This window comes from Streptomyces sp. CB01580 (assembly GCF_001905795.1).
Taxonomy (GTDB): domain Bacteria; phylum Actinomycetota; class Actinomycetes; order Streptomycetales; family Streptomycetaceae; genus Streptomyces.
Window position 1 is genome coordinate 2,284 of sequence record NZ_LIXJ01000028.1, and the last position, 22,763, is coordinate 25,046.

Annotated in this window: 19 protein-coding genes and 6 pseudogenes; 9 read left to right on the top strand and 16 right to left on the bottom strand. The window is 70.0% G+C overall.

Annotation, left to right across the window (positions count from 1 at the left end; genetic code table 11):
* Window positions 1-124: 124 nt before the first annotated feature.
* A pseudogene (locus tag AMK22_RS29865) lies at window positions 125-706 on the bottom strand (IS630 family transposase); the annotation flags it as partial.
* A 295-nt stretch (window positions 707-1,001) separates the two neighbouring features.
* Here AMK22_RS29865 and AMK22_RS41870 point away from each other — a divergent pair.
* From AMK22_RS41870 to AMK22_RS40235, 8 genes and pseudogenes are all read left to right on the top strand, one after another.
* Window positions 1,002-1,481 (top strand): class I SAM-dependent methyltransferase, encoded by a 480-nt coding sequence (locus AMK22_RS41870; protein ID WP_274535449.1) that lies wholly within the window; start codon window positions 1,002-1,004, stop codon window positions 1,479-1,481.
* The gene (locus tag AMK22_RS41875) at window positions 1,465-1,866 is read left to right on the top strand and encodes a class I SAM-dependent methyltransferase (protein WP_274535450.1); all 402 of its coding nucleotides are present in this window, start codon (window positions 1,465-1,467) and stop codon (window positions 1,864-1,866) included. The genes AMK22_RS41870 and AMK22_RS41875 overlap by 17 nt, the downstream gene beginning before the upstream one ends.
* A 239-nt stretch (window positions 1,867-2,105) precedes the next feature.
* Window positions 2,106-2,185: pseudogene (locus AMK22_RS42440) on the top strand (Uma2 family endonuclease); the annotation flags it as partial.
* A gap of 153 nt (window positions 2,186-2,338) precedes the next feature.
* On the top strand, window positions 2,339-2,842 hold the full coding sequence (locus AMK22_RS29875; protein WP_073790146.1) for a DUF1269 domain-containing protein: 504 nt from the start codon (window positions 2,339-2,341) through the stop codon (window positions 2,840-2,842).
* Between the two features lie 718 nt (window positions 2,843-3,560).
* A complete protein-coding gene (locus tag AMK22_RS29880; protein WP_073790148.1) occupies window positions 3,561-4,061 on the top strand; it encodes a hypothetical protein in 501 nt (166 codons plus the stop codon).
* A gap of 430 nt (window positions 4,062-4,491) precedes the next feature.
* Window positions 4,492-4,695, top strand: coding sequence for a hypothetical protein (locus AMK22_RS29885; RefSeq protein WP_073790150.1), 204 nt, complete (start codon window positions 4,492-4,494; stop codon window positions 4,693-4,695).
* Between the two features lie 682 nt (window positions 4,696-5,377).
* Window positions 5,378-5,482 (top strand): annotated as a pseudogene (locus AMK22_RS41235) (transposase domain-containing protein); the annotation flags it as partial.
* Between the two features lie 109 nt (window positions 5,483-5,591).
* Window positions 5,592-5,777 carry a hypothetical protein gene (locus AMK22_RS40235; protein ID WP_199883352.1) on the top strand — a complete coding sequence of 62 codons (186 nt, stop codon included), beginning with the start codon at window positions 5,592-5,594 and terminating at the stop codon, window positions 5,775-5,777.
* A gap of 69 nt (window positions 5,778-5,846) precedes the next feature.
* On the opposite strand, the gene AMK22_RS29895 is transcribed toward AMK22_RS40235, so the two are convergent.
* A complete protein-coding gene (locus AMK22_RS29895) occupies window positions 5,847-6,491 on the bottom strand; it encodes a hypothetical protein (RefSeq protein ID WP_073790152.1) in 645 nt (214 codons plus the stop codon).
* A gap of 710 nt (window positions 6,492-7,201) precedes the next feature.
* Window positions 7,202-8,158: pseudogene (locus AMK22_RS29900) on the bottom strand (citrate synthase 2); the annotation flags it as partial.
* On the opposite strand from AMK22_RS29900, the gene AMK22_RS29905 reads away from it, so the two are divergent.
* Window positions 8,099-8,602 carry a hypothetical protein gene (locus AMK22_RS29905; protein WP_242434186.1) on the top strand — a complete coding sequence of 168 codons (504 nt, stop codon included), beginning with the start codon at window positions 8,099-8,101 and terminating at the stop codon, window positions 8,600-8,602. The pseudogene AMK22_RS29900 and the gene AMK22_RS29905 overlap by 60 nt on opposite strands.
* A 12-nt stretch (window positions 8,603-8,614) precedes the next feature.
* On the opposite strand, the gene AMK22_RS29910 is transcribed toward AMK22_RS29905, so the two are convergent.
* The 13 genes and pseudogenes from AMK22_RS29910 to AMK22_RS29970 all read right to left on the bottom strand — a co-directional run bounded on the left by AMK22_RS29910 (window position 8,615) and on the right by AMK22_RS29970 (window position 22,757).
* Window positions 8,615-8,986 (bottom strand): hypothetical protein, encoded by a 372-nt coding sequence (locus AMK22_RS29910; protein ID WP_143203606.1) that lies wholly within the window; start codon window positions 8,984-8,986, stop codon window positions 8,615-8,617.
* 211 nt (window positions 8,987-9,197) lie between these two features.
* Window positions 9,198-9,491 (bottom strand): hypothetical protein, encoded by a 294-nt coding sequence (locus AMK22_RS42130; RefSeq protein WP_158072087.1) that lies wholly within the window; start codon window positions 9,489-9,491, stop codon window positions 9,198-9,200.
* A gap of 405 nt (window positions 9,492-9,896) precedes the next feature.
* On the bottom strand, window positions 9,897-10,493 hold the full coding sequence (locus AMK22_RS29920) for a sigma-70 family RNA polymerase sigma factor (protein ID WP_073790155.1): 597 nt from the start codon (window positions 10,491-10,493) through the stop codon (window positions 9,897-9,899).
* Window positions 10,494-10,646: 153 nt separating this feature from the next.
* The gene (locus AMK22_RS41245) at window positions 10,647-11,156 is read right to left on the bottom strand and encodes a hypothetical protein (RefSeq protein WP_242434179.1); all 510 of its coding nucleotides are present in this window, start codon (window positions 11,154-11,156) and stop codon (window positions 10,647-10,649) included.
* A gap of 436 nt (window positions 11,157-11,592) precedes the next feature.
* Window positions 11,593-12,621, bottom strand: a pseudogene (locus AMK22_RS29930) (cytochrome P450); the annotation flags it as partial.
* Window positions 12,622-12,634: 13 nt separating this feature from the next.
* Entirely contained in the window at window positions 12,635-14,443 is a 1,809-nt protein-coding gene (gene asnB, locus AMK22_RS29935) for an asparagine synthase (glutamine-hydrolyzing) (protein ID WP_073790159.1), read from the bottom strand.
* Window positions 14,444-14,526: 83 nt separating this feature from the next.
* Entirely contained in the window at window positions 14,527-14,820 is a 294-nt protein-coding gene (locus AMK22_RS38690; RefSeq protein WP_242434180.1) for a hypothetical protein, read from the bottom strand.
* A gap of 89 nt (window positions 14,821-14,909) precedes the next feature.
* A pseudogene (locus AMK22_RS29945) lies at window positions 14,910-15,401 on the bottom strand (ABC transporter ATP-binding protein); the annotation flags it as partial.
* Between the two features lie 316 nt (window positions 15,402-15,717).
* Complete coding sequence (locus AMK22_RS29950; RefSeq protein WP_073790235.1) at window positions 15,718-16,557, bottom strand: alpha/beta fold hydrolase; 840 nt, start codon at window positions 16,555-16,557, stop codon at window positions 15,718-15,720.
* Between the two features lie 49 nt (window positions 16,558-16,606).
* Window positions 16,607-17,008: a hypothetical protein gene (locus tag AMK22_RS29955; RefSeq protein WP_073790161.1), complete on the bottom strand. Its 402-nt coding sequence runs from the start codon at window positions 17,006-17,008 to the stop codon at window positions 16,607-16,609.
* Between the two features lie 308 nt (window positions 17,009-17,316).
* Window positions 17,317-18,396 (bottom strand): fatty acid desaturase family protein, encoded by a 1,080-nt coding sequence (locus tag AMK22_RS29960; RefSeq protein WP_073790237.1) that lies wholly within the window; start codon window positions 18,394-18,396, stop codon window positions 17,317-17,319.
* A gap of 23 nt (window positions 18,397-18,419) precedes the next feature.
* Window positions 18,420-19,697 (bottom strand): ATP-grasp domain-containing protein, encoded by a 1,278-nt coding sequence (locus AMK22_RS29965; protein WP_073790163.1) that lies wholly within the window; start codon window positions 19,695-19,697, stop codon window positions 18,420-18,422.
* Window positions 19,698-19,958: 261 nt separating this feature from the next.
* The gene (locus tag AMK22_RS29970) at window positions 19,959-22,757 is read right to left on the bottom strand and encodes an amino acid adenylation domain-containing protein (RefSeq protein WP_079186465.1); all 2,799 of its coding nucleotides are present in this window, start codon (window positions 22,755-22,757) and stop codon (window positions 19,959-19,961) included.
* Window positions 22,758-22,763: the final 6 nt, after the last annotated feature.

Consider the following 22,763-nt stretch of genomic DNA (forward strand, 5'->3'; position numbering starts at 1 on the left):
AATATCTTCATCGACCTCACGTCCTTCCGTTCCCCCGAAGCGAGGTCCCCCGCTTCTTCACGCGCCGTCGTCCGTCCGACACGTCGTCGTGCCGTTCGGCTCACATCATGGCGGCGTTCTCGTCTACCGGCAGCACCGGCTGAGTCCGGTCCAGCGCCTGCACCTGCGTCTTCTCGTCGACCGACAGGACGACAGCGCCCCCAGGCGGGTCCAGGTACAGCCCGACGATATCGGCGACCTTCTCCGCGAACGCGGGGTCTTTCGACAGTTTGAAGGTGCCCGACCGGTGCGGCTTCAGATTCTCCTCCCGCCAGATGCGCGCGACATAGTGGAAGGAGACCTTGATGCCCTCGCGACGCTTCAGGTGATCGGCCAGTGTGCGCGTCGACCAGTGCGACAGGCCCGATTCCGGTGGCGGAGTCATCCTCGTGAGCGCGATCACTCGGCCGCGGGTCTGCGGCGGCACCTGTTCCTTTCCGCCACCGCGCTTCCTTTCCACCAGACCCGCCACCCCGCCCTCCGCGTACCGAGTCCTGGTTCGGTCCACCGTCCGGGCGGACACCCCCGCCAATTCGGCGATGTCCTTGCGGCGGCGGCCCTCGCCCGCCCACAACACGATGCGGGCTCGCAGCGCCACATCCGCCGTCACGTGCCGGTCCGCCGTCAACGTCCGCAATTCTGCGGCCTGTTCCGAAGAGAGGTTCACGCAGTGTCCAACGAGTCAAAGAGCTTCAGGTGACACGAACCAGATCACGAGACACTAGCGGCTCTGCTCCATAGGTCGAGCCGTAATTGATCCGGCGCTGTTTGGCCGTTGGGAATTCTCGCAAGAAATAGGATGCGTAGGGTTCCGTCGCTTCTCGGGGCCGAATGGCAGGTCATTCCGGGGATCACGAGGATCACATTCGTTACCAAAACAAAACTCGGAGACCCTTCCAAAATTTTCGTTTTTGTGATATTCTGTCAAATTCTTGAGCTAATGTCCGGCATCATGGTGAACAATGGACAACCCAGCCGGACCGCTCTCATGTCGGCCGCAGCACGCGCGGCACACCTCCTCGTCGACAAGACCCCCCTCGATCTTCGCCGATACCCTGGCGCAGGCCTTCCTGGGGGAGCGTGCCGAAGAACTCCTCGGCTACCACCGGTCCTATGGTGGGCACCCAGTCCTGTCCGGCGCGCGGGCGACGGCTGTTACCCGCAGCCGCTACACCGAGGATCGACTGGCCGAGCCGGCCAGCCGGGGCGTCGACCAGTACGTGATCCTCGGCGCGGGGCTGGACTCCTTCGCCTACGGGTCGGAACTGGCCGACGGTATGCGGGTGTTCGAGGTGGACAAGCCGACGACCCAGCACTGGAAGCGGGCGCTGCTGGTTGAGACGGGGACGACGGTGCCACCGTCCGCCTTCTTCGTCCCGGGTCGACTTCGAGAAGGAGTCCGCCCGGTCACTTGCCGCTCACCTCGTGCGGGCCGGCTTTGACCCGGGCCGACCCGCGCTGGTCAGCTGGCTCGGGGTCACGATGTACCTGACCTCGGAGGCGATCAGGCAGACCCTGGCCGTCATCAGCGGCTTCGCACCTGGTACGAAGCTTATCGTTGAGCACCTCCTCCCGGCCGGACTCCGCGACGAGACAGGTCAGTCGTATGCAGAGCTAGTCATGGCCGCGGCGGCCGAGCAGGGCGAGCCCTGGCAAACGTTCCTCAGCATCGAGCAGATGGACGCCCTTTTACTTGAACACCGGCTCCAGCCGGTCGAGTACGTCCGGCAACGCGAGACGATCGACCCTGCGGGGTGGGAACGGACCGACGCGCTCCGCCCGTTCGAATTGTCCATCCTCGCCCGTGCGAGCGTCCCCGCCCGCTGAGGGCTGTCCCAGCCTCGGCAGGCCGAGCCGCTCATTGCTCTGGTGGCTGCGGGCCGCCAGACCGCCCCCAAGAGCTGATCTCGGATGTGGTCGTGGGGCGTCGACCGAGTGTGTTCGTCCGGCCGGTGAGCATGGAGGAGGTGACTGCGGCCATCAGCCGGGAGAACCTGCGCCGGATCCTGCACGCCGGCCAGGTCGGGCATTGCGCAAGGTGAGGAATGGGTACGGAGCGTAGTACGCGCGCGGGCGTGCCGATGTACCTGCTCCCGACCGGTTCGACACGCGCGGACCGATGGCAACGCTGTTCACGGAGCCGAATCCGAACAATGAGTGATGCCGGATCCCATCGACAAACAGTCTCGGTTGACAGGGACCAGGCGGAGTTGTGAGCGGCGAAAAACGGGCATATATGCGGTGAATCACGCTAATGTTCTGGGGGACGTATCGAATGCCTGTCGGAAGGAAGTCCGCCGTGAGCAACCTGTTCGCGATCGCCTACCCGGATGTCGCCACTGCGCAGACGGTCCGTGACGAGCTGGTCGGCCTACAGAGGCAGAAGCTGATCGACTTGGAGGACATCGTCGTGGTGGAGCGCCGCGAGGACGGGAAGATCAAGCTGCACCAAGCGGTGTCGAACACCGGGATGGGCGCGGCCTCGGGCGCGCTGTGGGGCGGTGTGATCGGGCTGCTGTTCTTCATGCCGTTCCTGGGCGCGGCGGTCGGCGGCGCTACCGGCGCGGCCGTGGGCGCGTCCACGGACACAGGCGTGGACGACAACTTCATGCGCCAGGTCGGGCAGAAGATGGCGCCGGGCGGTGCCGCGGTGTTCGCGCTGGTGCGCTCCGCGACGCAGGACAAGGTGGTCCCGGCGGTGGCGCAGTTCGGCGGCAAGCTGATCCAGACCTCGCTGAGCCACGAGGAGGAGGAGCACCTGCGGGAGATCGCCAAGGCGGCGAACCCGGCGTCGACGCTCTGACGCTTCCTCAGGTTCTCCAGCGGGGTGCCGGGCAGGTGTCGCCCGGCACCCCGCGGTCCCGCAGGGCCCGACCGGCAGGGCGACTGCGCCGTCAGCCTGGCCGACGCTCCAGGTCACCTTGTCGCTCACGGCTCTCGCGGCTCTCACGGCCAGGAGTTCGACCGGGTCGGGCTCGCCGTTGACTTGACGCGCCGTGACAGCAGCCTCGCGGGAACCGTACGCGGTGGCTCGGCGTGGCATCCGGATCCTCCGCAAGCCGTCACGTTCACCGAGTCCAGCTGGAACGACTCTGCGCGGGCACCCGCCGCGGATGCATCGAGCCTCTATTCGAGCCGGGGCGGTTCAGTCGCCTTTCTGCCGGGCCGTGTCCCGGCAACGGGTCAGGTGGCCCATTGGTGGCGGGGAGTGTCTCATGGCTGTCCCGCCGTGAACAGTGGGCGTGTCAAGCCACACTCCCCCACAGGCCGACCCCTCCATGACCCTTCACAGACACGCGGAAAGGGCCTTCCAACCCCGCAGGACCGAACTTGCGATCGGGAACCATGCAAGCAGCCGAACGAGGTGGTGACCGAGGGACGCGCGGTGAGAAACAGGGCGGTCCGTGCGCTCGGCAGCAGGAGGCCAGCGCTCGGCAAGAAGGTGCCTTCCGGCTTCGGGCCCGTGTGGACGAAGATCCTGAACGGACATCAGGTCCACACGGAACAAAGATGGAGGAATTATGAAGAACGGGAAGCGGGTTGCGACACTGCTCGCGGTCACTGCCCTGCTCGCCTGTACGACGGTCGCAACGTCCACCGCGGCCCCCCAGTTGTCCGGGCCGACCACCACGCGGGCGGCGGACCTGCAGCAGCAGGTCGACGCCGTCCTCGCCGGGCACCCCCGCGGCCGGCAGGTCTCGGCCGACCGGGTCGAATATGACGGCCTTACCGTCACCCGCGTACCCCAGTCGGCGCAGGGCGACGGCAAGAGCGCCAAGCTCGCCCTGGACTGCGCCTACGGGCACCTGTGCATGCTCGTCCGCGGCACGAAGTTCGACTACTACAAATGCCAGACCTGGACCGTGAGCAACTGGACCGGCGACGGCCCGTTCGTGAACAACCAGACTCCCGGCACGGTCGCGAAGTTCTTCAACCAGGACGGCAGCGTCCGGTGGACCTCCACGGCCTACCAGGCGGGGAACGCGACGTGGGACCCCATCTATTCGCTCCGCCCGTGCTGAACTGACGCACGGCAAACGAGCCGCCCCCGGTCACGAGGGGGCGGCTTCATACGTACCGCTTCAGGAAGCACACAGCATCGCCCCATGCCTTCGGGCGCTGCCACGGCCAATCGTCACTGTCAGCAACCGAGTCGGCTGTCGCCCGGCTCGACCGGCGGGGCCGTTGCTTCGATGAAACGGTCCAGGCGCTCGTACGGACCGCGCACGGGGTGAGCGCGGCCCTGGGCCGCGCAGGGGGTGGTGGGGCGGCATTCGGTGTCTTCGAGGACGAGGTCGGCGAGCGCGCGGGCCAGGTGGTTGTCGGGCAGTTGGTGGGCGATAGTACGGACGTCGGTGGCAACCGCTCGGGCGGCGCCGGTGGGCTGGAGTGCGATCTGGTGGCCAGTCCGCGGTGTGAAGGCCCGGGTCGCTGCTCCAGGCGAGGACGGCTTTGACCGCGCAGACCGTCGTCACGGGGAAAGTCCGGCCCGTCGCCGAGACGAAACTCGCCGTTCTCGGCCTCGACGCCCACATCAAGTTCCCGTACGGCGGACACGGCGAAGACCACGACGACCGTGCCGAACTCGTCCGTACCGCCATGGCCCGCAGCCGGAAGCCCCCGGCGCCCCGATCGAAGCCGCAGATGTCCTGCTGATCGGGAACACACCCGCTGACGTGGCCGCCACAGGATCCGCAGGAGTCCCGGTCCTCGGCGTCGCCACCGGCCGTTCGACGCTGCGCACCCTCGCCGAAGCCGGAGCCTCACACGTCATCCGTCGCGCGATCGGCGTCGGTCAAGTCGGTGACCGGGCTCTCTCGTACGAATGCTCCCTGTCCGGTCGGCGAACCGCGGGCCGGGCGGAGCCGTCGGTGAGGGCATGCAGATCGACGAGCGGCACATCGCCGAGCCGGGGCTCGTGGGCTCTCCAGCAGCAGTGGGCAACCTCCGGTATCACGCCGGTGCGGCGGCTCTCGGGTGAGCCCGGGGTCCGGGCACGGGTGGATGCCGACGTGCACCAGCCGGGAGCACGATGAAGTAGTAGCGTGCGCGGCCTCGTCTGCTGCGGATTGTGCGGCGCGTATCCGGGGCGGCGGTGACCTGGCGGCGGACGCAGACCTCTAGCGGCAACGTCGTTCAGTTTGGCGTGGGGGCTGTTCGTCAAGACCGGTGAACAAGGCAGCGGAGCTGCTGTAGAAGAGGGATGTCACTCCAAGACATCTTCACCGCAGGAGCTCCGCTGTTGGAACAGGCTGCCATAACAAGGACGGTCGGGGTAGCGGCCGAAGTTTTCGCGCCGGGGCATATCGGTGAACTGACCCGGATCATCCCGTTCGAGATGGTCGACGAGGTGCTGGCGGAGACCGGTGCGGTGCAGCGCAGGATCCGGCTGGTGCCGGCACGTGTCACGGTCTACCTGCTGCTGGCCGCAGCCTTCTTCACCGGGCTGGGCTACCAGCAGGTCTTCGACCGGTTGTGCGCCGGGCTGACGGGCCTGGCTCCGGTTCAAGGGGCGGTTCCAGGACTGGGCCGAGGACGGTGGCGAAGGGATCGTGCACTGCCCGTCCTGCGCCCGGCCGTCCGGGATCGACCGGTGGAGCTGGGAGGACGACTACTACGCGTGCGGGCACCTCGGGTTCACGTTCTGGGGCTGGGCGGAGCTCACGTCCGACTTCACCCGGGAGATCGGCCGCAAGCTGGGCGGCCACCGCACCGTGCTCCTCGCCGGGAAGCTGTAGAGCGTGGGCCGCGGGCCGGGCAGGCCGTCAGGGACGGGATGCCCGGCCCGCGGACACGGGAACGGCTGATCAGCTGGTCCAGAGGACCGGGCTGTCGCTGTACGCGTCACCCTCCTCGAACGAGGCAACCGCGATGGGATCGGTCTTCGTGGCGCTGAGCGAGCAGGTCTCGTACGACGCGCCCTTGGTGGTGAAGTCGCGGGGTGCCGTCTCGCTGTCGCACTTGCCCGGGAGGTCGCCGATCAGAATGACGCCCGTGGGGCCTCCGCCTTCCAGCTTGCCGCGCAGCCTCAGCGACGAGTACGACAGGTCGGTGCCGCCGACGTTCTCCACCTTCATCCGGATGTAGTAGGGCGTCATGCCCTTCGCCTTGTCACCGAAGGAGGCCATGTCGGCCTCGGCGCCCTTCTCGATCGCCGTGACAGTCACGGCGACGGTGCCCTTCTTGTCGGTCCCGTACTTGAACGGCAGGACCGCTCGGTCGCCTATCTTGAACTTCGTGCCCGGTGCGGCGACGTCACCACCGGCCGGAGCGGCAGCGTCGTCGCTGGGGTCCGCGGACGGGCTCTTGCTGCCCGGGTCGGACGACGCCGGGGCGGAGGCCGGCGGCGAGTCCTGCGCCGATGCCGCGTCCTCGCCGTCGCTGCAGGCCGTGAGCCCGAGCGCCAGGGTGGTGAGGGCAACTGCGGAGACGATACGTCCCTTGTGTGTCATTTTGGCCTAACTGGCAGTGAGGGCTGCCCATACGGCAGCCGGAACGTTCAACTGGGCGAAGCGCCCGGCCATGTGACCGGACGCGCCGACGCGGCACGACGACGGTGCGTCAATGAGGCGCGCCACGAGGCCATCTCAGACTGAGGCGGGAATGACACAGACTCGCCACAGGTACGGCACAGGCATGGCACAGGGCGCGCGCGAGGGGTGCGGCACAGGTGCGTGACGGGCGCGGCACGGCTCGGAGGGTCGTTTTCCGAAATGCTCACGCTGGTTGCGATGGGCAAGGGCGTCCTGCCGGTCGGAGATCATTCCCGGAGTTACTACCCGCAACCGGATGTGGCCCATGTGCCCCTGCGTGACGCGCAGCCGATAGAACGGGGACCGGTCTGGCTGGTCCCCGGTGCCTGGGACCCGTTCGCCGCCGCCGAGCAGGCCTGGCTGACCGGCGGCGACGCGCCGGTCCGCTGCACGCACTGCCGCGCCGAGTCCCCGCTCACCGAATGGACCGACATGGACAACGCCTTCGCGTACGGCAGCCCTCGGCTTCACCTTCTGGGGATGGCCCGACCCGACCCCCCGCGTCCTCGCCGAGTTCGGCCTCTGCCTGGACAAGCACCGCACGGCCTGCGTACGCGGCAAGATCGGAACGGAACAGAATGGAACGGACGGGGGTGCCGCGGCGTCTCCCGTCCGTCCGGACCCGGGCCTCAGTTCCCCAGATCCGCCAGCTGCTCGTACCCCGGGATCTCCCGCGGATCACGCGAGCCCGGCCCCACGTACCGCGCCGAAGGACGCACCAGCCGCCCCGTGCGCTTCTGCTCCAGGATGTGCGCCGACCAGCCCGCCGTGCGCGCGCACGTGAACATCAATGTGAACATGTGCGCCGGGACCTCCGCGAAGTCCAGCACGATCGCCGCCCAGAACTCCACGTTCGTCGCCAGCACCCGGTCCGGGCGCCGCGCGTGCAGCTCCTCCAACGCGGCCTTCTCCAGCGCCCGCGCCACCTCGAAGCGCGGCGCGCCCAGCTCCTCGGCGGTACGCCGCAGAACGCGCGCCCGCGGGTCCTCCGCCCGGCAGACCCGGTGTCCGAAGCCCATCAGCCGCTCGCCCCGGTCCAGGGCCCGCTTGACGTACGCGGTGGCATCGCCGGTCCGCTCGATCTCCTCGATCATGCCGAGGACCCGGGACGGCGCGCCCCCGTGCAGCGGCCCCGACATCGCGCCCACCGCGCCCGACAGCGCCGCCGCCACATCGGCGCCGGTCGAGGCGATGACGCGGGCCGTGAACGTGGACGCGTTCATGCCGTGCTCGGCTGCCGACGTCCAGTACGCGTCCACGGCCTTCACGTGTTTGGGGTCCGGCTCGCCGCGTCAGCGGATCATGAACCGCTCGACCACCGACTGCGCCTTGTCGATCTCGCTCTGCGGAACCATCGGCAGCCCCTGCCCGCGCGCCGACTGGGCGACGTAGGACAGAGCCATCACGGCGGCCCGCGCCAGATCGTTGCGCGCCGTCTCCTCGTCGATGTCGAGCAGCGGCCTCAGGCCCCACACGGGAGCGAGCATCGCCAGCGCGGCCTGCACATCGACCCGGATGTCACCCGAGTGCACCGGGATCGGGAACGGCTCGGCGGGCGGCAGACCGGGGTTGAACGCGCGATCGAGACCGCGTACGCGGAACTGAAGTCCACGATCCTGGGCGGGCGCGTCCTTCGGGCCCGCACCCCGGACGGCATCGAGCAGGAAGTCTGGGCCCTGCTGACCGCCTACCAGGCACTGCGGACCGCGATGACCGACGCCACCGACAGCGTCCCGGGCACCGACCCCGACCGGGCCGGCTTCACCACCGCCCTCGCCGCCGCCCGGGACGAGCTCCTCCTTGCCGCCGGCATCATCACCGGCACCGACATTGATCTGGTCGGCACCATCGGCCGTCACGTCCTGGCCCAACTCCTGCCCGCCCGGCGGGTCCGCGCCAAAGACCGCATCCTCAAACGCGCGATCTCCAAATACAACGCATGCGGACCCGCCATCGACCGAACCACCTACAAAGCCACCATCAACATGCTCACAAGCAGCCCTTGGCACCCCCGGCCCCGCCCTAACTGAACGGCGTTGCCTCTAGCGGTCACCTTCGCACGCGTCGAGGCGTACGGCGGACAGGTAGTGCGTGCTGTGAGGGTTGACGTTTGCGGGCAGTAGGAGCTTGCGGTCCGACGGGTCGAGGACCTCGGTCAGTTCGTGGATTGGGTAGCCGAAGAGGTCGAAGTCTCCGAAGGCGACCGGAACGTCAGCGGCTCGGTCCGGGACCCTCTCGGTCCGCTCGACAGCCAGGTGCCCCATGGCCTGCTCGGCACAAGCCGTGCAGGCATAGGCCGTGACCAGGACGCCGCGGTGAACGAAGAAGAAGGTCCAGTGCGCTCCGCAGATCCACCCGCCGGCGCGGATGTCCGCCAGGGTTGACGCCGTCCACTGCGCCGCATGCTCGGTCATGCCGAATCGCAGGACGCCTGCATTCGCAGGGAGAACGAGCCCGGTGCCGGGCACCAATTGGAAGGTCACTCGAATAGTGTGCCGGGACGCTTTGGTCGGGTCACCGCCCTGAACAAGACTCATCGACAATCGATGCCCGCTCTCACCCGCGCAGCCAACCCAACTCCCCGTCGCAGAAGGGGAGTCAGAATCGTCGCAGTTCAGAGGCGGTTCACGAGCTCCTGCGGTCGGTGAAGTCGACGAGCACCACCGCCTCAACCCCCGCACCACCGGCGCCCAGACCGCCGGCCTCCTCGAAGACCTCACCGAACGCATCGGTGCGACGTCCGTGTACGTGGGCATCGACGTCACCACGACCGCCTTGTTCAACGGTGCGCGTGGGGCGAGGCTCGCCGGGCTGGCCTCGCTCATCGAGTGCGGGCCGCTGCCCGCCCGGCGCGGGACACACGAGCCCTTCAAAGAACTGATCACCCGTCTTGAGAACGCCCTCGTCCTCCAGCAGCACCGGCCCGGTGCCCTCCCCCGCCACGCCCCCATCTCCATCAGCGGACCGCGGGGCGGATCGGGAGCCTGACCCGGCTGGTCCGCCAAGCCGCGCTCACCGCCATCTGCGACGGCACCGAAAAAGTCACCAAGACCTTGAGGGAGAGCCTCCCTGACCAGCGAAAATCCAGTCAGACCCTTTAGCTCCATGGACTGTCACGACACCCCGCACCCTGTCGCAACAAAACCGCAACAACCGATGTCGGGGCTCGCCGCCCCGCCCGCGTGACCGCCATGCCGCCGGAGCGGGTCCGGCGCCACGACCATCTAGGCAAGCACGCTTCCAAGGAGCACACGCGGGCACGGGCCAAGCCGCCGTTCCGGCCGGAGCCGGGCCACCGCCCGGAACGACGGCCCGGCCGTGCCGTCAGGCCACAGCGGCCTCGGCCCGGCAGGTGATGCCGGGCTCGTCCGCCATCATCTCGGCCAGGCTCGTCCGGGCCCTGGAGACCCGGGAGCGCACCGTGCCGACCGGGCACCGTGCCACTTCCGCGGCCTCCGCGTACGGCAGCCCGTACACCTGCGTGAGCATGAATGCCTCACGCCGATCGCGTGGCAGGGAGTCGACCAGTTGCATGAGGGCGACGCCCTCGTCGATACCTGGCAGGTCGGTTGGCTGGGCGCGCTCGGCGGCACCCTCCCAGTCGACCGTGTCGGCCGCCTTCGGGCGGCAGGCCGCACGGCGCAGACTGTCGGCGACCGCCCGGCGGGCGATGGAGAGCAGCCAGACACGGGCCGAGGAACGGCCCTCGAACCGGTGCAGCGAGCTCAACGCCCGCAAGAACGTGTCCTGGGCGAGGTCGTCAGCGGCCTGCGCGTCATCCGCGAGGTGCGCCACATAGCGGCGTACGTCGCGTTGGAGGGCGCGCACGAAGCTGTCGACCGCTTCGCTGTCGCCGCCGGCGGCGGCGAGCGCCCACGCGGTGACCGTCTCGTCGGTCACGGCGGGCAGGGCAGGGCTCATCGTCCCGTGGTCCTTCCTGGGAAGATCCCGCACGGTCGGGCCGAGATGGGTCCAAAAGACCATCGGCCGTCGTGCGAGTGGGGAGATCCGTCCGCGCGGACGCGCGCACGGGAGACCGCCGCCGCATCGAGCGCGACGGCGGTGATCCGGCTGTCAGAAGACAGCGATCGCCCCGGGAGGCCCCCGGGTGGTAAGGGTGTGGGCGAGCACGAGCTGCCGCAGGCGCCGCCGGGACCGCGGCGACGGCCGGCAGGCGGGCGGACGCGCCAGCGGTACGAGTACGGCGAGCACGAGCCGCAGCGGTACGAACGCGCGGTCCGCGCAGGCACGCACCAGCGCGAAGGCCGCGCGCTCCCCCTGGGCCAGCCACAGTCCGCACAGAACGGCGGCCAGCAGGTGGGCAGCGAGCATGCCCCAGTGGGCGGCGCCTGTCATGTGGCCCATGTCATGCATGCCCGCCATCCCTGACATGTCAGTCATGGTGGCCGCGTCATGGCCCATGGAGGTCATGGCGCCGACGTCGTACCCGGGCGTGTGGCGCAGATGCTGCGTCAGGCCAGCCCGGACCGCGATGTCATAGGCGTGGGCCGCCTCGGCCGGCGTGGGGTCCGCGCCGCAGAGCACGTACCTGGCCCACTGCTGGACGGTCTGCGGGCTGTTCACCGCCGACGTGAAGGGCTGCTGCCCGCCGGACTGCGCGAGCGTGAAACCGATGTGCAGACCCGTCTGTACGGCGACGGTCAGACCGGCCACCGTACGGCGCCGACGCTCCTGGCCGCCGAAGGCCCAGCCGATGGTGCCGACCGCGGCGGTGCCGGACAGCAGCACCCACCAGGGCAGCCCGGCCCCGGACATCAGCACGTGGCCGACGGCGGCGAGCACGACGCAGACGGCCGCGAACATCGCGGCCCGCAGTGCGCGCAGGGTTCCGCCAGCAGACATGACACCCCATCCTGGCACCCGCCGGATGGGCCGGGCACCCGGGTGCCCAACGCCTTCCGGATCGGGACGAGTCGTACGACGGGCACGCCGCCCTGCTCACGCCCGTTCCTCGAAGTGGCCCGGTCTGCCGTGCCGGTGGACGAGGCGCCCGTACCGCTCGGCGCGGGTCGCGGTTGGCGGCGCACAGGGAAACGATCACCGAGTCGCCGGCGGGAACCTCGCTGCCCTGCAGATCGCTGTCCTGTTCGAAGAAGCGCCAGGTGGTCAGCTCGAAGGCACTGTCGTAGCGGAGGAGTTCGTCGACCGCGCGGGGCAGGAGGTCCGGGTCGTCGCGCAGGCGGGCGAGCTGGGCAGGGTGGCGGAAGAGGGTGATCAGGGCGGTGGTGATCTGGTTGGTGACCGGTTCCTGGTCGGCCACGAAGAGCTGGAAGATCATCGAGTCCAACTCCTCCTGCGACAGCTCGCGACGGTCGCGGGCCACCACCAGGCGGCTGAGGAGATCGTCGTCCCCGTGGTCGCGTTCGTAAGCGACGACGTCGGCGATATAGCTCTGCAGGCCGTGCAGCCGGGCCTCGTAGTGCGGCCGTCCGGCGTCGGTGGGGCCGACCGGCTGGACAACCTTGCCCCAGTCCCGGTCGAAGCGGGCCGCCAGTTCTGCCGGGAGCCCGATGACCTCGGCGAGGACCTGGAAGGGGAAGGCGGCGGCGAACGCGGCCACGAGATCGGCGGGACCCGTCTCCGGGAGGGCGTCGACGAGGGCGTCGGCCAGTTCCTGGAAGCGGGGCCGCAGCCGCTCGACACGGCGCGGGGTGAACGCGTCGGTGACGAAGCGCCGCATCCGCGTGTGCTTCGGCGGGTCCTGGTGCAGCAGGTGCACCTGGAGCTGGGAATGCTGCGGCTCGGGCATGATCGAGGCGCGCTCCCGCCAGCGGTCGTTGCCGCGGTCGTGGTTCTTGCCGAGGCGGTCGTCGTTCAGCGCGGAGTGGGCGGCCTCGTAGCCGGTGACGAGCCACGCCTGTACGCCGCTGGGGAAGAGGACGCGGTGGACCAGGCCGGCCTCGCGCATCCGCTCGTACAGCGGGTAGGGGTCGGCCTTGTACGGGCAGCCCATGAGCGGGACCGGGTCGGGCAGGGGTTCGTGCGGGCCGTCGGTGTCCGCGGCGGGCAGCCGCTCGTGCAAAGTCATGCGGGCGTGCTCCTCACAGGGCGAGGTCGGGCTGGTGGTGGTCAAGCCAGAGGGCGAGGTCGACGACGCGTTCGAGGCGCAGCCGGTGGCCCCACTGGAGCTGATCGGAGGCGGTGTCGAGGCAGGGTTTGACCAGGGTCTCGTCGGCGAGGGAGCGGACCGTTTCGTCGGCGAGCGCGTCGCGGGCCAGGTCCTGCAGGCCGCGGTTGTAGTCGGGGTGGTGGGTGGCCGGGTAGTGGTTCTTGGGGCGGTGCAGCACCGAGTGGGGCGCCAGGCCCGTGCCCGCCGCCCGCAGCAGGCTCTTCTCGCGGCCGTCGAAGCTCTTCAGCGCCCAGGGGGTGGCGAAGGCGTACTGGACGAGCCGGTGGTCGCAGTACGGGACGCGCACCTCCAGGCCCTGGGCCATGCTGAGGCGGTCCTTGCGGTGCAGGAGCTGGCGCAGCCAGCGGGTCAGCGACAGGTGCTGCATCTCGCGCTGTCGGTGCTCGGCGGGCGTCTCGCCGTCGAGGTGCGGTACGGCGGCCAGGGCATCGCGGTAGGTGTCGTCGCGGAACTCGCCGATGCGCAGGTCCAGTTCCGGATGGAGGGGCATGGCGGCCTCATCGCCTGTGACCAGCAGCCAGGGGAAGGTGGGCGCGGCGAGGGCCTTGGGGTTGCGGAACCAGGGGTAGCCGCCGAAGACCTCGTCGGCGGCCTCCCCTGACAGGGCCACGGTGGAGTGCTTCCGTATCTGCCCGAAGAGGAGGTACAGGGAGGTGTCCATGTCACCGACGCCGATCGGCGAGTCGCGGGCCACGACGACGGCCTTGCGGTGTTCGGGGTCGAGAAGCACAAGGGGGTTGAGGACGACGGTGGAGTGGTCGGTACCGATGAAGGCGCCCGCCTCGGTGGCGTACGGGGTGTCGTGGCCGGTGCGCAGGACGTCGCCGGTGAACTGCTCGGCCTGGTCGCTGTAGTCGACCGCGTAGGAGCGGATACGGGCGTCCGGGTTCTCGCGCGTGCGCAGTTCGTCGGCGAGCAGGACGGTGGAGTCGATACCGCCGGACAGCAGGGAGCACAGGGGGACGTCCGCTTCGAGCTGGCTCCGCGCGGCGGTGCCCACCAGGGTGTGTACCCGGGCGACCGTCTTCTCCTGATCGTCGGTGTGCGGGCCGGCCTCCAGCTGCCAGTAGTGGCGTTCGCGGATGCCGTCGCGGTTCAGGACCAGCAGTCCGCCGGGTTCGACCTCGCGCACCCCGGACCAGATGGTCGGCCCGGTGTTGAACAGCAGGCTGTACGCCTCGCGCAGCCCGTCCGCGTCCACCCGGGGCCGGATCTCCGGGTGGGCGAACAGCGCCTTGGGCTCGGAGGCGAAGGCCAGGCAGCCGTCGACGTGCGCCCAGAACAGGGGCTTGACGCCGAGCCGGTCGCGGACCAGCAGGAGCCGGGAGGCGCGCTCGTCCCAGACGGCGAAGGCGAACATGCCGTCCAGGTGGTCGGCCACCGCCTCACCCCACTCGGCGTACGCGCGGAGCACCACCTCGGTGTCGCTGCGGGTACGGAACTCGTGTCCCCGGCCCCGGAATTCGGCCCGGAGTTCGTGGTGGTTGTAGACCTCTCCGCTGTAGGTCAGCACGGTGGCCGGGGCGTCGGGCCGGTCCGTCATCGGCTGGGCCCCGCCGGCCAGGTCGATGACCGCCAGGCGGCGGTGGCCGATCGCCGCGTGCTCGCCGAGCCAGACGCCGCCGGCGTCGGGGCCTCGCGGGGCGAGCGTCGCGGTCATGGCCTCGATGACCGGGGCCTGGGTGCGGGCGTCCTGGTGGAAGGACGCCCAGCCGGTGATTCCGCACTTGCGTGGGTCTCCTCGGGGGTGGTGATGGAGCGCGGTGGCTCAAGGGCGTGCGGCGGGAGCCGCGTCGGGATGGCTCAACGGCGTGCGGCGGAAGCCGCGTCGGCGGTCTCCTCTGACGGGGCCACCGGTCGCCGGGAGGGCAGGGCCAGCAGCGGTACGGCGAGACAGGCGGCGGTGGCGGCCAGGGCCAGTCCGGCCCGTGCGCCGCCGTTCGGGCCGGTCAGGCCCCAGGCGGCGGTGGCCAGGGCCGGTCCGAGCGTGAAGCCGAGGCTGCGGGCGAGCTGGACGGTCGAGCCGACCGTGGCAGCCCGGTCCGGCGGGGCGGCCCCCATGACCAGGGCCTGGACCGGGCCGCCGTTCAGGCCCATGCCGAAGCCGGCCACCGCCAGCCGCCAGCCGCCAGGCCACGTCCGCCGGCGACCAGCCGTCGCCCAGGGGGACGAGCAGCAGCAGACCGACGGCGGTGAGCTCGGCGCCGGTGAGGGCGACGGGCCTGGTGACGTATGTCGAGGTGGTTGGTCGGCTCGTCCAGGACCAGGACGTCCGTCCGCTGTGCGAACGCGCGGGCGAGCAGGACGCGTTGCCGCTCTCCGCCGGACAGTTCCGTGAAGCGGCGTTCGACGTGGTCCGTCATGCCGACGTCGGCGATAGCCCGGGCCACGATGTCCCGGTCGGCGGCGTCCTCGCCCGCGAAGGCCCGCTTGCAGGAGGTGCGGCCCATCGTGACGACCTCGCGCGCTGTCAGCTCGAAGTCCCCGCCCCGCTCCTGCGGGAGGGCGGCGATGTGCCGGGCGGATCGCGCCGGGCGGAGCCCGCTCAGGTCCGTGCCGTCGAGCAGGACGCGCCCGGCGACGGGCCTGAGATGCCGGTACACGGTCCGCAGCAGCGTGGACCGAACAGCGCCGACACCGGCAGCAGGCGGTGGTGGTCGCCGCCGACGACCGCGCAGTCCGTGACGGTGACCGGGTAGTTGGCTGCGGCCGACTTCCCGGCGGCGGGGCTCGCCCCGCCGCCGTCACCGCAGCCCGCCACGAGACCCCGTCTGGGCGTCATTCATAAGCCGGGAAGCGTGGATCAGGCCGGCTTCCTCGACCACGCGCGCCCGACCGAAACCCGTCCACCGTCTCCAGCTCGGCCGCCCGAAGGTCCTGGTCGAACGTGCCCACGTCGAAGAACAGGGCCTGGCAGCCTGTTTGCTGCTCGCCGCAGCCTGGTTCCAGGTCCTCGCCAGCACTGTTCCCACGCTCAGACGTGATGGCGGCTGGTCAGGTCCTTCTGCATCGACCGCCAAGAATGGAGTCGAGGAATCGGCGGATTGCAACTGCTGACTCCTTCGGTCTTCGTAGATGAGGCCAGTGGTCGGCGTTCAGTTCGATCAGGGTGGTGTCGGGGCGTCGAGATGCCATCTCGCGGGCCTGCGCGGTGGGCAGCACGGTGCTGGCCGTGCCGTGCAGGAGCAGCGCGGGGCAGTGGGAGCTCAGCCATTGGTTCCAGTGGTTGCCGAGCACGCGGGTGTCGGAGTCGACCATGTCCGTAGGGTGAGAGCCGAGCCGCCACCCGTCGTGGTGCGGTCGCAGTCCGCTTTCCAGCAAGGGTGTCAGGGGGCCGCAGGCGGCGAGGAGTTCCTCGCGTGTGGGGGCGGTGTACGGAAGGTCGAGCAGAACGGACAGCGGGGCGTGGTCCACAACTGGCAGGTACACAGGCCCATCAATGTTGATCAGGGCGCTTACAGCATCAGGTCGGGCCGCGGCCAGGTAGTAGGCGTTGATGGCACCGAGGGAGTGCCCAAGGACGGGCAGAGGCTGATGGTCAAGGCCCAGGTAGGTGAGCAGGAGACTCAGATCGTCGAGGTATCCGTTCCGATCGTACTGCTCCGCCCGGTCGGAGTCCCCGTGCCCCCGCTGGTCCAGTGCGACCACCCGCCACCCGTCGGGGCTCAGGGCGCGGGCGAGCTCTGCGAAGTCAGCTCCTTCGCCGAGATGTCCGTGCAACCCGAGCAAGGGCCGCCCCCCTGCCGGCCCGAAGTCGAGATAGGAGAGGCGCCGCCCGTCGGGAGTGGTGAGGTATGCGCGCACGGGCAGACCTGAGGCTGGTTCGGTGGGCATGGCTTCACCGTAGAGAAAGCTCACGCAGGCATGCCACAGCATCGTCGGTTCAGAAACAGCTTCTGACCACCCCGAGGAAGGCATCGGCCCCCTGGACCCCGCCGATGGGCGCCGGACGCCGTACCAGTGGCCGGCGCGACTGCCGCGTGACGGCATCGGCGAGCAGGGCCACCCCTTCGGCGAGTTCGTCACGGGACGCCGTCAGCGGCGGCAGGAGCTTGGCCACCTCGTCGGCGGAACCCGAGGTCTCGACCAGCAGACCGCGGAGGTACGCCTCGTGGCTGATGCGCGCGCCGAGGTCGGGGGCGGCGAAGGCGATGCCCCAATCGAGGCCGCGGCCGCGCACGAGGGCGCCGAGAGCGAGGAAGTCTGCCTCGGCGCGCGTCATCATGTCCAGGCTGCGCGCGATGCCGTCGGCTTCGATGCAGTCCGGCAGGGCACGTTTGAGCACGGGGGTGGTTGTGGCCGTAGTTCAAGGTGCCGGCGCCGGCGAAGAAGTCCGGGTAGGAGCGCCCTTCAAGGTCTGTCGGACGGCTCCCTTCGGCGATTCCGAACACCGCCGGCCACATGCGGGAGCAGTTGCGTACCTCCGGCTCCAGCGCGATCGGGTCGAAGGGAGCGCACTCGTCGCGGGAAGACGTCATTCGCCTCCTGGGCGGGTCGGCCCGGGTGATGGGGGCAGGCCACGGGATGGGAGAACCGGAGAAAGCCGAAGGAGGTCCATGGAAGACCAAGGAAGTCCGGGGAAAGTGCCTGCGCCTATTCGCTCTTGCGGGGTGGCGCCGGGCGGGCGAGGGAACCGACGATGTCGGCCAGTGCGCACGGCTGACCCTGGCGCCCCCGGTGGAAGAGCCCGCTGAACGAACGGTCCACGGTGGCGTACTGGGCGTCATCGAGTCTGATGCGCCGCGCCCGCTCCAGGTTCCAGTAGGGCGTGCGCGGATCGAGATGGTGGTCCAGATGACGGTGATCGGCGTACGTACCCGTCAAGAACAGCTCCAGGCCCCGGCTCATCCGGTTGCGCGTCATGAACAGACTGATGTTGGAGTCGCGCACCAAGGGGGTGTGTTCGGACAACTCGATGTACCAGCCGAGTATTTGAAAGGTCGTCAGGTAAGGGATCAGCCAGAACAGGACGATCAGGTGCCACCAGCCCATCGCGACGCTCGCGCCGACCACGACGGCCCAGAACAGGGCGAAGACCACGCGGTCACGTCGTTCCCTCCGGCCACGGGCGGCGCTGCCCGCTGAGCCGCCCGCGAGCTCGTCGGCGTGCTGCCCTCCGAAGCGATTGCGTACCAGATAGCGCAGATACGACCACGTCGACGATCCCAGCAGGGGAAGGACCACCAGGCTCCACCACAGCCTCTTCTTCGACTGCCGCTGATAGACCTTCCGCTCGATGAAGTACCGCAGATCCGGATCGCGGTCCGGGTTCCCGAGGTGTGGATGGTGTTCGGCGACGTGCGACCGCTTGTAGGCATAGTGCAGCTGGAAGATGGGGTAGGCGGTGAGCACCGTGCCCAACAGCAGATTCAGCCTCCGATCGGCGGTGAGGATGTTGTGCGCGCTCTCGTGCAGAAGGTTGGAGAACGCCCGCTGCCGGGAGCCGATCACGACCAGCGCCAGCGGATAGAGCCACCAGCTCACACCGGTACACAGCAGTACCGAACCGATCACCAGCAACAGGTCCCTGGTCCAGCCGAGCGGACCGTGCCAGTTGTCGAGGACATTGAGTTCCCGGATCCGCTGTTCGATGTCCGGCGCGAAGCGGTACTGGCGGTGCCTTCGGCCGTCGAAGGCCCACTCCGGGGTTTCGCGCTCCGATGTTCCTCTCATCTCGTCCGTCCCCCATTTGCCGTTCACAGTCTTCCGAGCTCAGTGCCGTTGAGAATGTGCACGGTGCCGTCGCCGGGAAAGGTGACGTGGAATTGCAGGCACCGCGCCATCTCGTCGACCTTGGCCACGAGTTCCGCGTGGTCGGCGACCGTGCCCATGGCCACATCGAGTTCCTGTGTGTTCGTGCCGCCGGGAAAGGAGGTGCCGGGCCTGACATGGGACCGGTACACGGAGACGCCGGGCAGCTTGCGCAGCAGATCGGCCCCCTCGAACGCGACGAGGTCACACGGCACGGTCGGGCCGGAGTGGAAGACGTGGAAGTAGACCTTGTCCTCGGGCATGGCAGGCAGCGTCACCGGCAGCCCCAGGGCGACACGGCCGGCCGTCTCCGTCAGGCTCAGGCCCATGACGAAGACCGCCATCGCGTTGATGTCACCGCCAAGACGCCCGTTGATCTCGATGATGCGGGGGCCCTCCGCCGTCATCTTGACCTCTGTGTGGGCCAGCCCCGACCGTACCCCCACGGCGTGCAGGGCGCGGGTGGTCAGCTCGTACACGGCCTCCCGGTCGGCCGCGTCCAGGGCCGCGGGCCAGAAGTCGCCGGACTCCCTGAACGGCGGGAGGACCGGCATCTTCCCGGTGATGGCGAGGTGGCGCACCGCGCCGTCCTCGGCCACGCTCTCGACGGAGACATAGTCGCCGAAGGGCCCCGAGGGGCGCCCCACCAGATACTCCTCCAGCACCAGCGCCCCGCCCTCCTCGAAACCGGGGCAGCCCTCTGCCAGCAGCCGCTCCGCCAGCCGGCGGCCGGTCTCCTCGTCCTGGACGAGATAGGTGTTCCTGCTGGATCCCCCGTGGGCGGGCTTGAGCACGGCGGGCAGCCCAACTGCCGCCAGCGCCGCCGGCCACTCTCCGGGCTCCGCGATGCGGTGGAAGCGGATCGAATGCACCCCCGCGTCGCGCAGTGCGGTGCGCTGCTCGAACTTGTCGGTCAGCAGCGTGGTGGTCCGCCGACTGTGGAAGGGCAGGCCGAGGCGCTCGGCGAGGACCGTTGTCAGCCGCAGCGCCCGCTCCGAGAAGGTCACGATGCCGGCGGGCTGTTCCGCGGCCAGCTCACGAACCGCGTCGTCGACCGAGGTCGCATCGACGGTCCTGCCGAACTGGGCGAGCAGCGGCTGCCGGGTGCGGGCATGCTCGCTCGGCGCGATCACCGTGATCAACGGTGCCACGTCGGCGAGTCCGGCGGCGATTTCACTGGGCTGCGCGGCGCCCTCGTCGTAGACGACGACCAGTGGTTTCATCGCTGGCCCCGTCCCTGCCCGAAGGTACCTTGCCACCTGATGGCACTCGGTACGGAACGACGTGCCGACACGCTCATGGTTCCTCCTCCTGTCGAGATGGCTTGCGGAACTGTGTGTAGAGCGGCTCGAAGAACGGCTTCGACCGTGCGGTGCGCGCGTCCGCCCGGACGCTTCCGACGCCCCATGGCCACGCAGGCGTCGTACGGTGGGTGGTCACGACGGCGCCGTACGCTCGCGAGGTGCCGGCGGCAAACACCCCGCTCAGCCGGCAGGGGTGCTCAGGGCCAGGGCCAGTTCCCGTACCGACGGATTGAGGTACAGGGTGCGCGGCGGTACGTCCGGCAGCCCGCGCTCCCGCAGGACCACGCCCATGCGGACCACCATCAGGGAATTACCCCCCAGCTGGAAGAAGTTCTGGTCCGGGGTCACCTCACGGCCCAGAAGGTCGGCCCAGACGCCGCACAGCGCGTCCACCAGAGCGTCGTCCGCCACGCTGTCGGCGGCAGCGCCGGGCCCGGCCGTCCCGGCTCCGGCGGCAGGCGCGGGCAGCCGGGCCACATCGAGTTTGCCGTTCGCGGTCAGCGGCACCCGCGGCACGGCGGTCACCGTGGCCGGGACCATGTAGTCGGGCAGCAGCCGAGCGGCCCGTCGCCGAATCGCTCCGGTTTCGGTCTGCGGCCCCGGTGCCTGCGGTCCGCCCCGCAGGACCACATAGGCGTCGATCCGCGCGGTCATCGGGTCGTTCGGGTCCGCACGGCGCACCACGGTCGCCGCGGCCTCGACCTCGGGGTCGTCCAGCAGGACGGCACGGATCTCGTCCAGCTCGATGCGGAATCCCCGGATCTTGACCTGGCTGTCCATGCGGCCCAGGTGCTCCAAGGTCCCGTCGGGAAGCATCCGCCCCAGATCGCCGCTGCGGTACATTCGCCCGCCGGTGAAAGGGTCGGGAACGAAGCGCTGCGCCGTCAGCTCGGGGCGGTCCAGGTACCCGAGCGCCACGCCCGCGCCACCGACGACGAGTTCCCCGCTCGCCCCCGGGGGCAGCAGCCGCCCGTGCTCGTCCATCACGTGGACGTGCCAGCCGGGCAGCGGACGCCCGACGGAGCGCGTCCCGGACAAGGCCATGCGCCGTGTGATGGTCTGCGCCGTGACGTGCACGGTGGTCTCGGTGATGCCATACATGTTGACCACGCGGCAGCGGTGCTCGGGGTAGCTGTCGAACCAGGGCAGCAGGACATGGCTGTCCAATGCCTCACCGCCGAAGACCACCAAGCGCACCGCCAGCGACGCCGGGCGTTCGCGGACCTCGGGCAGGAGCTGGGAGAAGGCCGACGGAGTCTGACTCAGGACCGTCACCCGCTCCCGGTCGAGCAGCTCGTGAAACTCCTCAGGGGTGCGGGAGACCTGGTACGGCACCACGACCAGGTGTCCGCCTGTGAGCAGACAGCCCCAGATCTCCCACACGGAGAAGTCGAAGGCGCTGGAGTGGAAGAACGTCCAGACGTCGCCCGTGCCGAGCCCGTATTCCTTCTCGGTGGCCTCGATGAGACCGACGACGTTGGAGTGCGCGACCAGTACGCCCTTGGGGCGACCGGTGGAACCGGAGGTGTGGATGATGTACGCGGGGTCCGCCGGGTCGAACTCCCCCCGGAACGGCTCGTCCTGCCCGTCGACCAGTTCCTCGACGCCAACCGCATCGGGGGTCGGGAAGCCCTCGCGGTCACTGACGGCGAGCCGCCATTTGGTGTCCCCCGCGATGAACGCCACCCGGTCCGCCGGGAGATCGGGGTCGACGGGCACATAGACCGCCCCTGCCGTCAGTACGGCGAGCAGGGCGACGACGTGGTCGGCCGAGCGGGGCAGGCACACGCCCACCCGGTCGCCGGGTCCGACGCCGCGCGAGCGCAGCCCCCGGGCGAGCAGCCCGGCGCGCTCCTGCAGTTCCCGGTACGTCAGCCGCACACCGCCGGACGAGACGGCAATGGCGTCCGGCGTACGGTGGGCCTGCTCGGCGACGAGGGCGTCGATGCGGCGCAGGCCCACACGGGGCGGCGGAGGCGCGGTGGTCCCCAGGGCCGCGAGGCGCTGCCGCTCCGGGCCGTCGAGGAAGTCCGCCGTGGCCGCAGGTGTGCTTTCCTCGTCCCCGCACACCTGGCGGAGGGCCGCCGCGAGATGGTGCAGCAGCTGCCGTACGGCCGGTTCGGCGAAGTCGTCCTCGTGGAATGAGGCGTACAGGGTCGCGTCGGGCCCGGCGCCGACGGTGAGCGGGAAAGGCCGTCCTGGGGCGGGCCGGTAGTCGACGCCGTCGGCCGTGCGGAGGGGGAGGCACAGCCCGACCGCCGCCGGCGGGGTGTCCCGCCGGGCATCCGCGTCCCTGAGGTGGCGCCGGGCCCGCGAGACCAGGTCGCGCAGGCTCCCGTTGCCGGTGTCCAGGTGCCGGGAGCGCACCCGGTCGTCGGCGATGCCGACCGCCGGCGCGGGCTCCCCGCCGTAGCGGGCCAGAACAAGGGCGAGTGCGGCGAGCCAGGCCGCCTCGTCGGCGCCGTCCGGGACACCGCCGCTGAACGGCGACTCCACGATGACCGACACGGTCCCGCCCGCTTCGGAGCGGCTCCCCGAAGCCCAGGCGGGGATGGCGGGCCAGGACGGATCGCGAGGGGCGGCCTCCTGGGGCGTGCGAAGGCCGGGCGGTTCCGCCGTGCCCTGTGCAGCGTGGCGGGCCAGGCGGCACAGGCCCTCGGCATCGAGCACGTCCCGGCGCGCGACGACGATCAGATCGGCGGGACCGTCACCGGACCGCAGCAGTACGGCCCGTATCCCCGGGCCGGTGCTGGGCAGCGGACGGGCCAGCTCACGCTCGGCGCGGGCGAGGTGGCGCGCCGCGGGGGTACGGGCCCCCAGGTCCTCCCTCCACAAGCGGGCGTACGGCGCCAGACGCCGGGCGATGGCATCGGTGTCGGTGTCCGGCGGGGACGCCGAGGTGCCGGCGAGCCGGACACGGACGGCGTGGCAGCGCGACGACAGGGACTGTGCGAGGTTCAGCGGTATGTGCGGGGACATGGATCC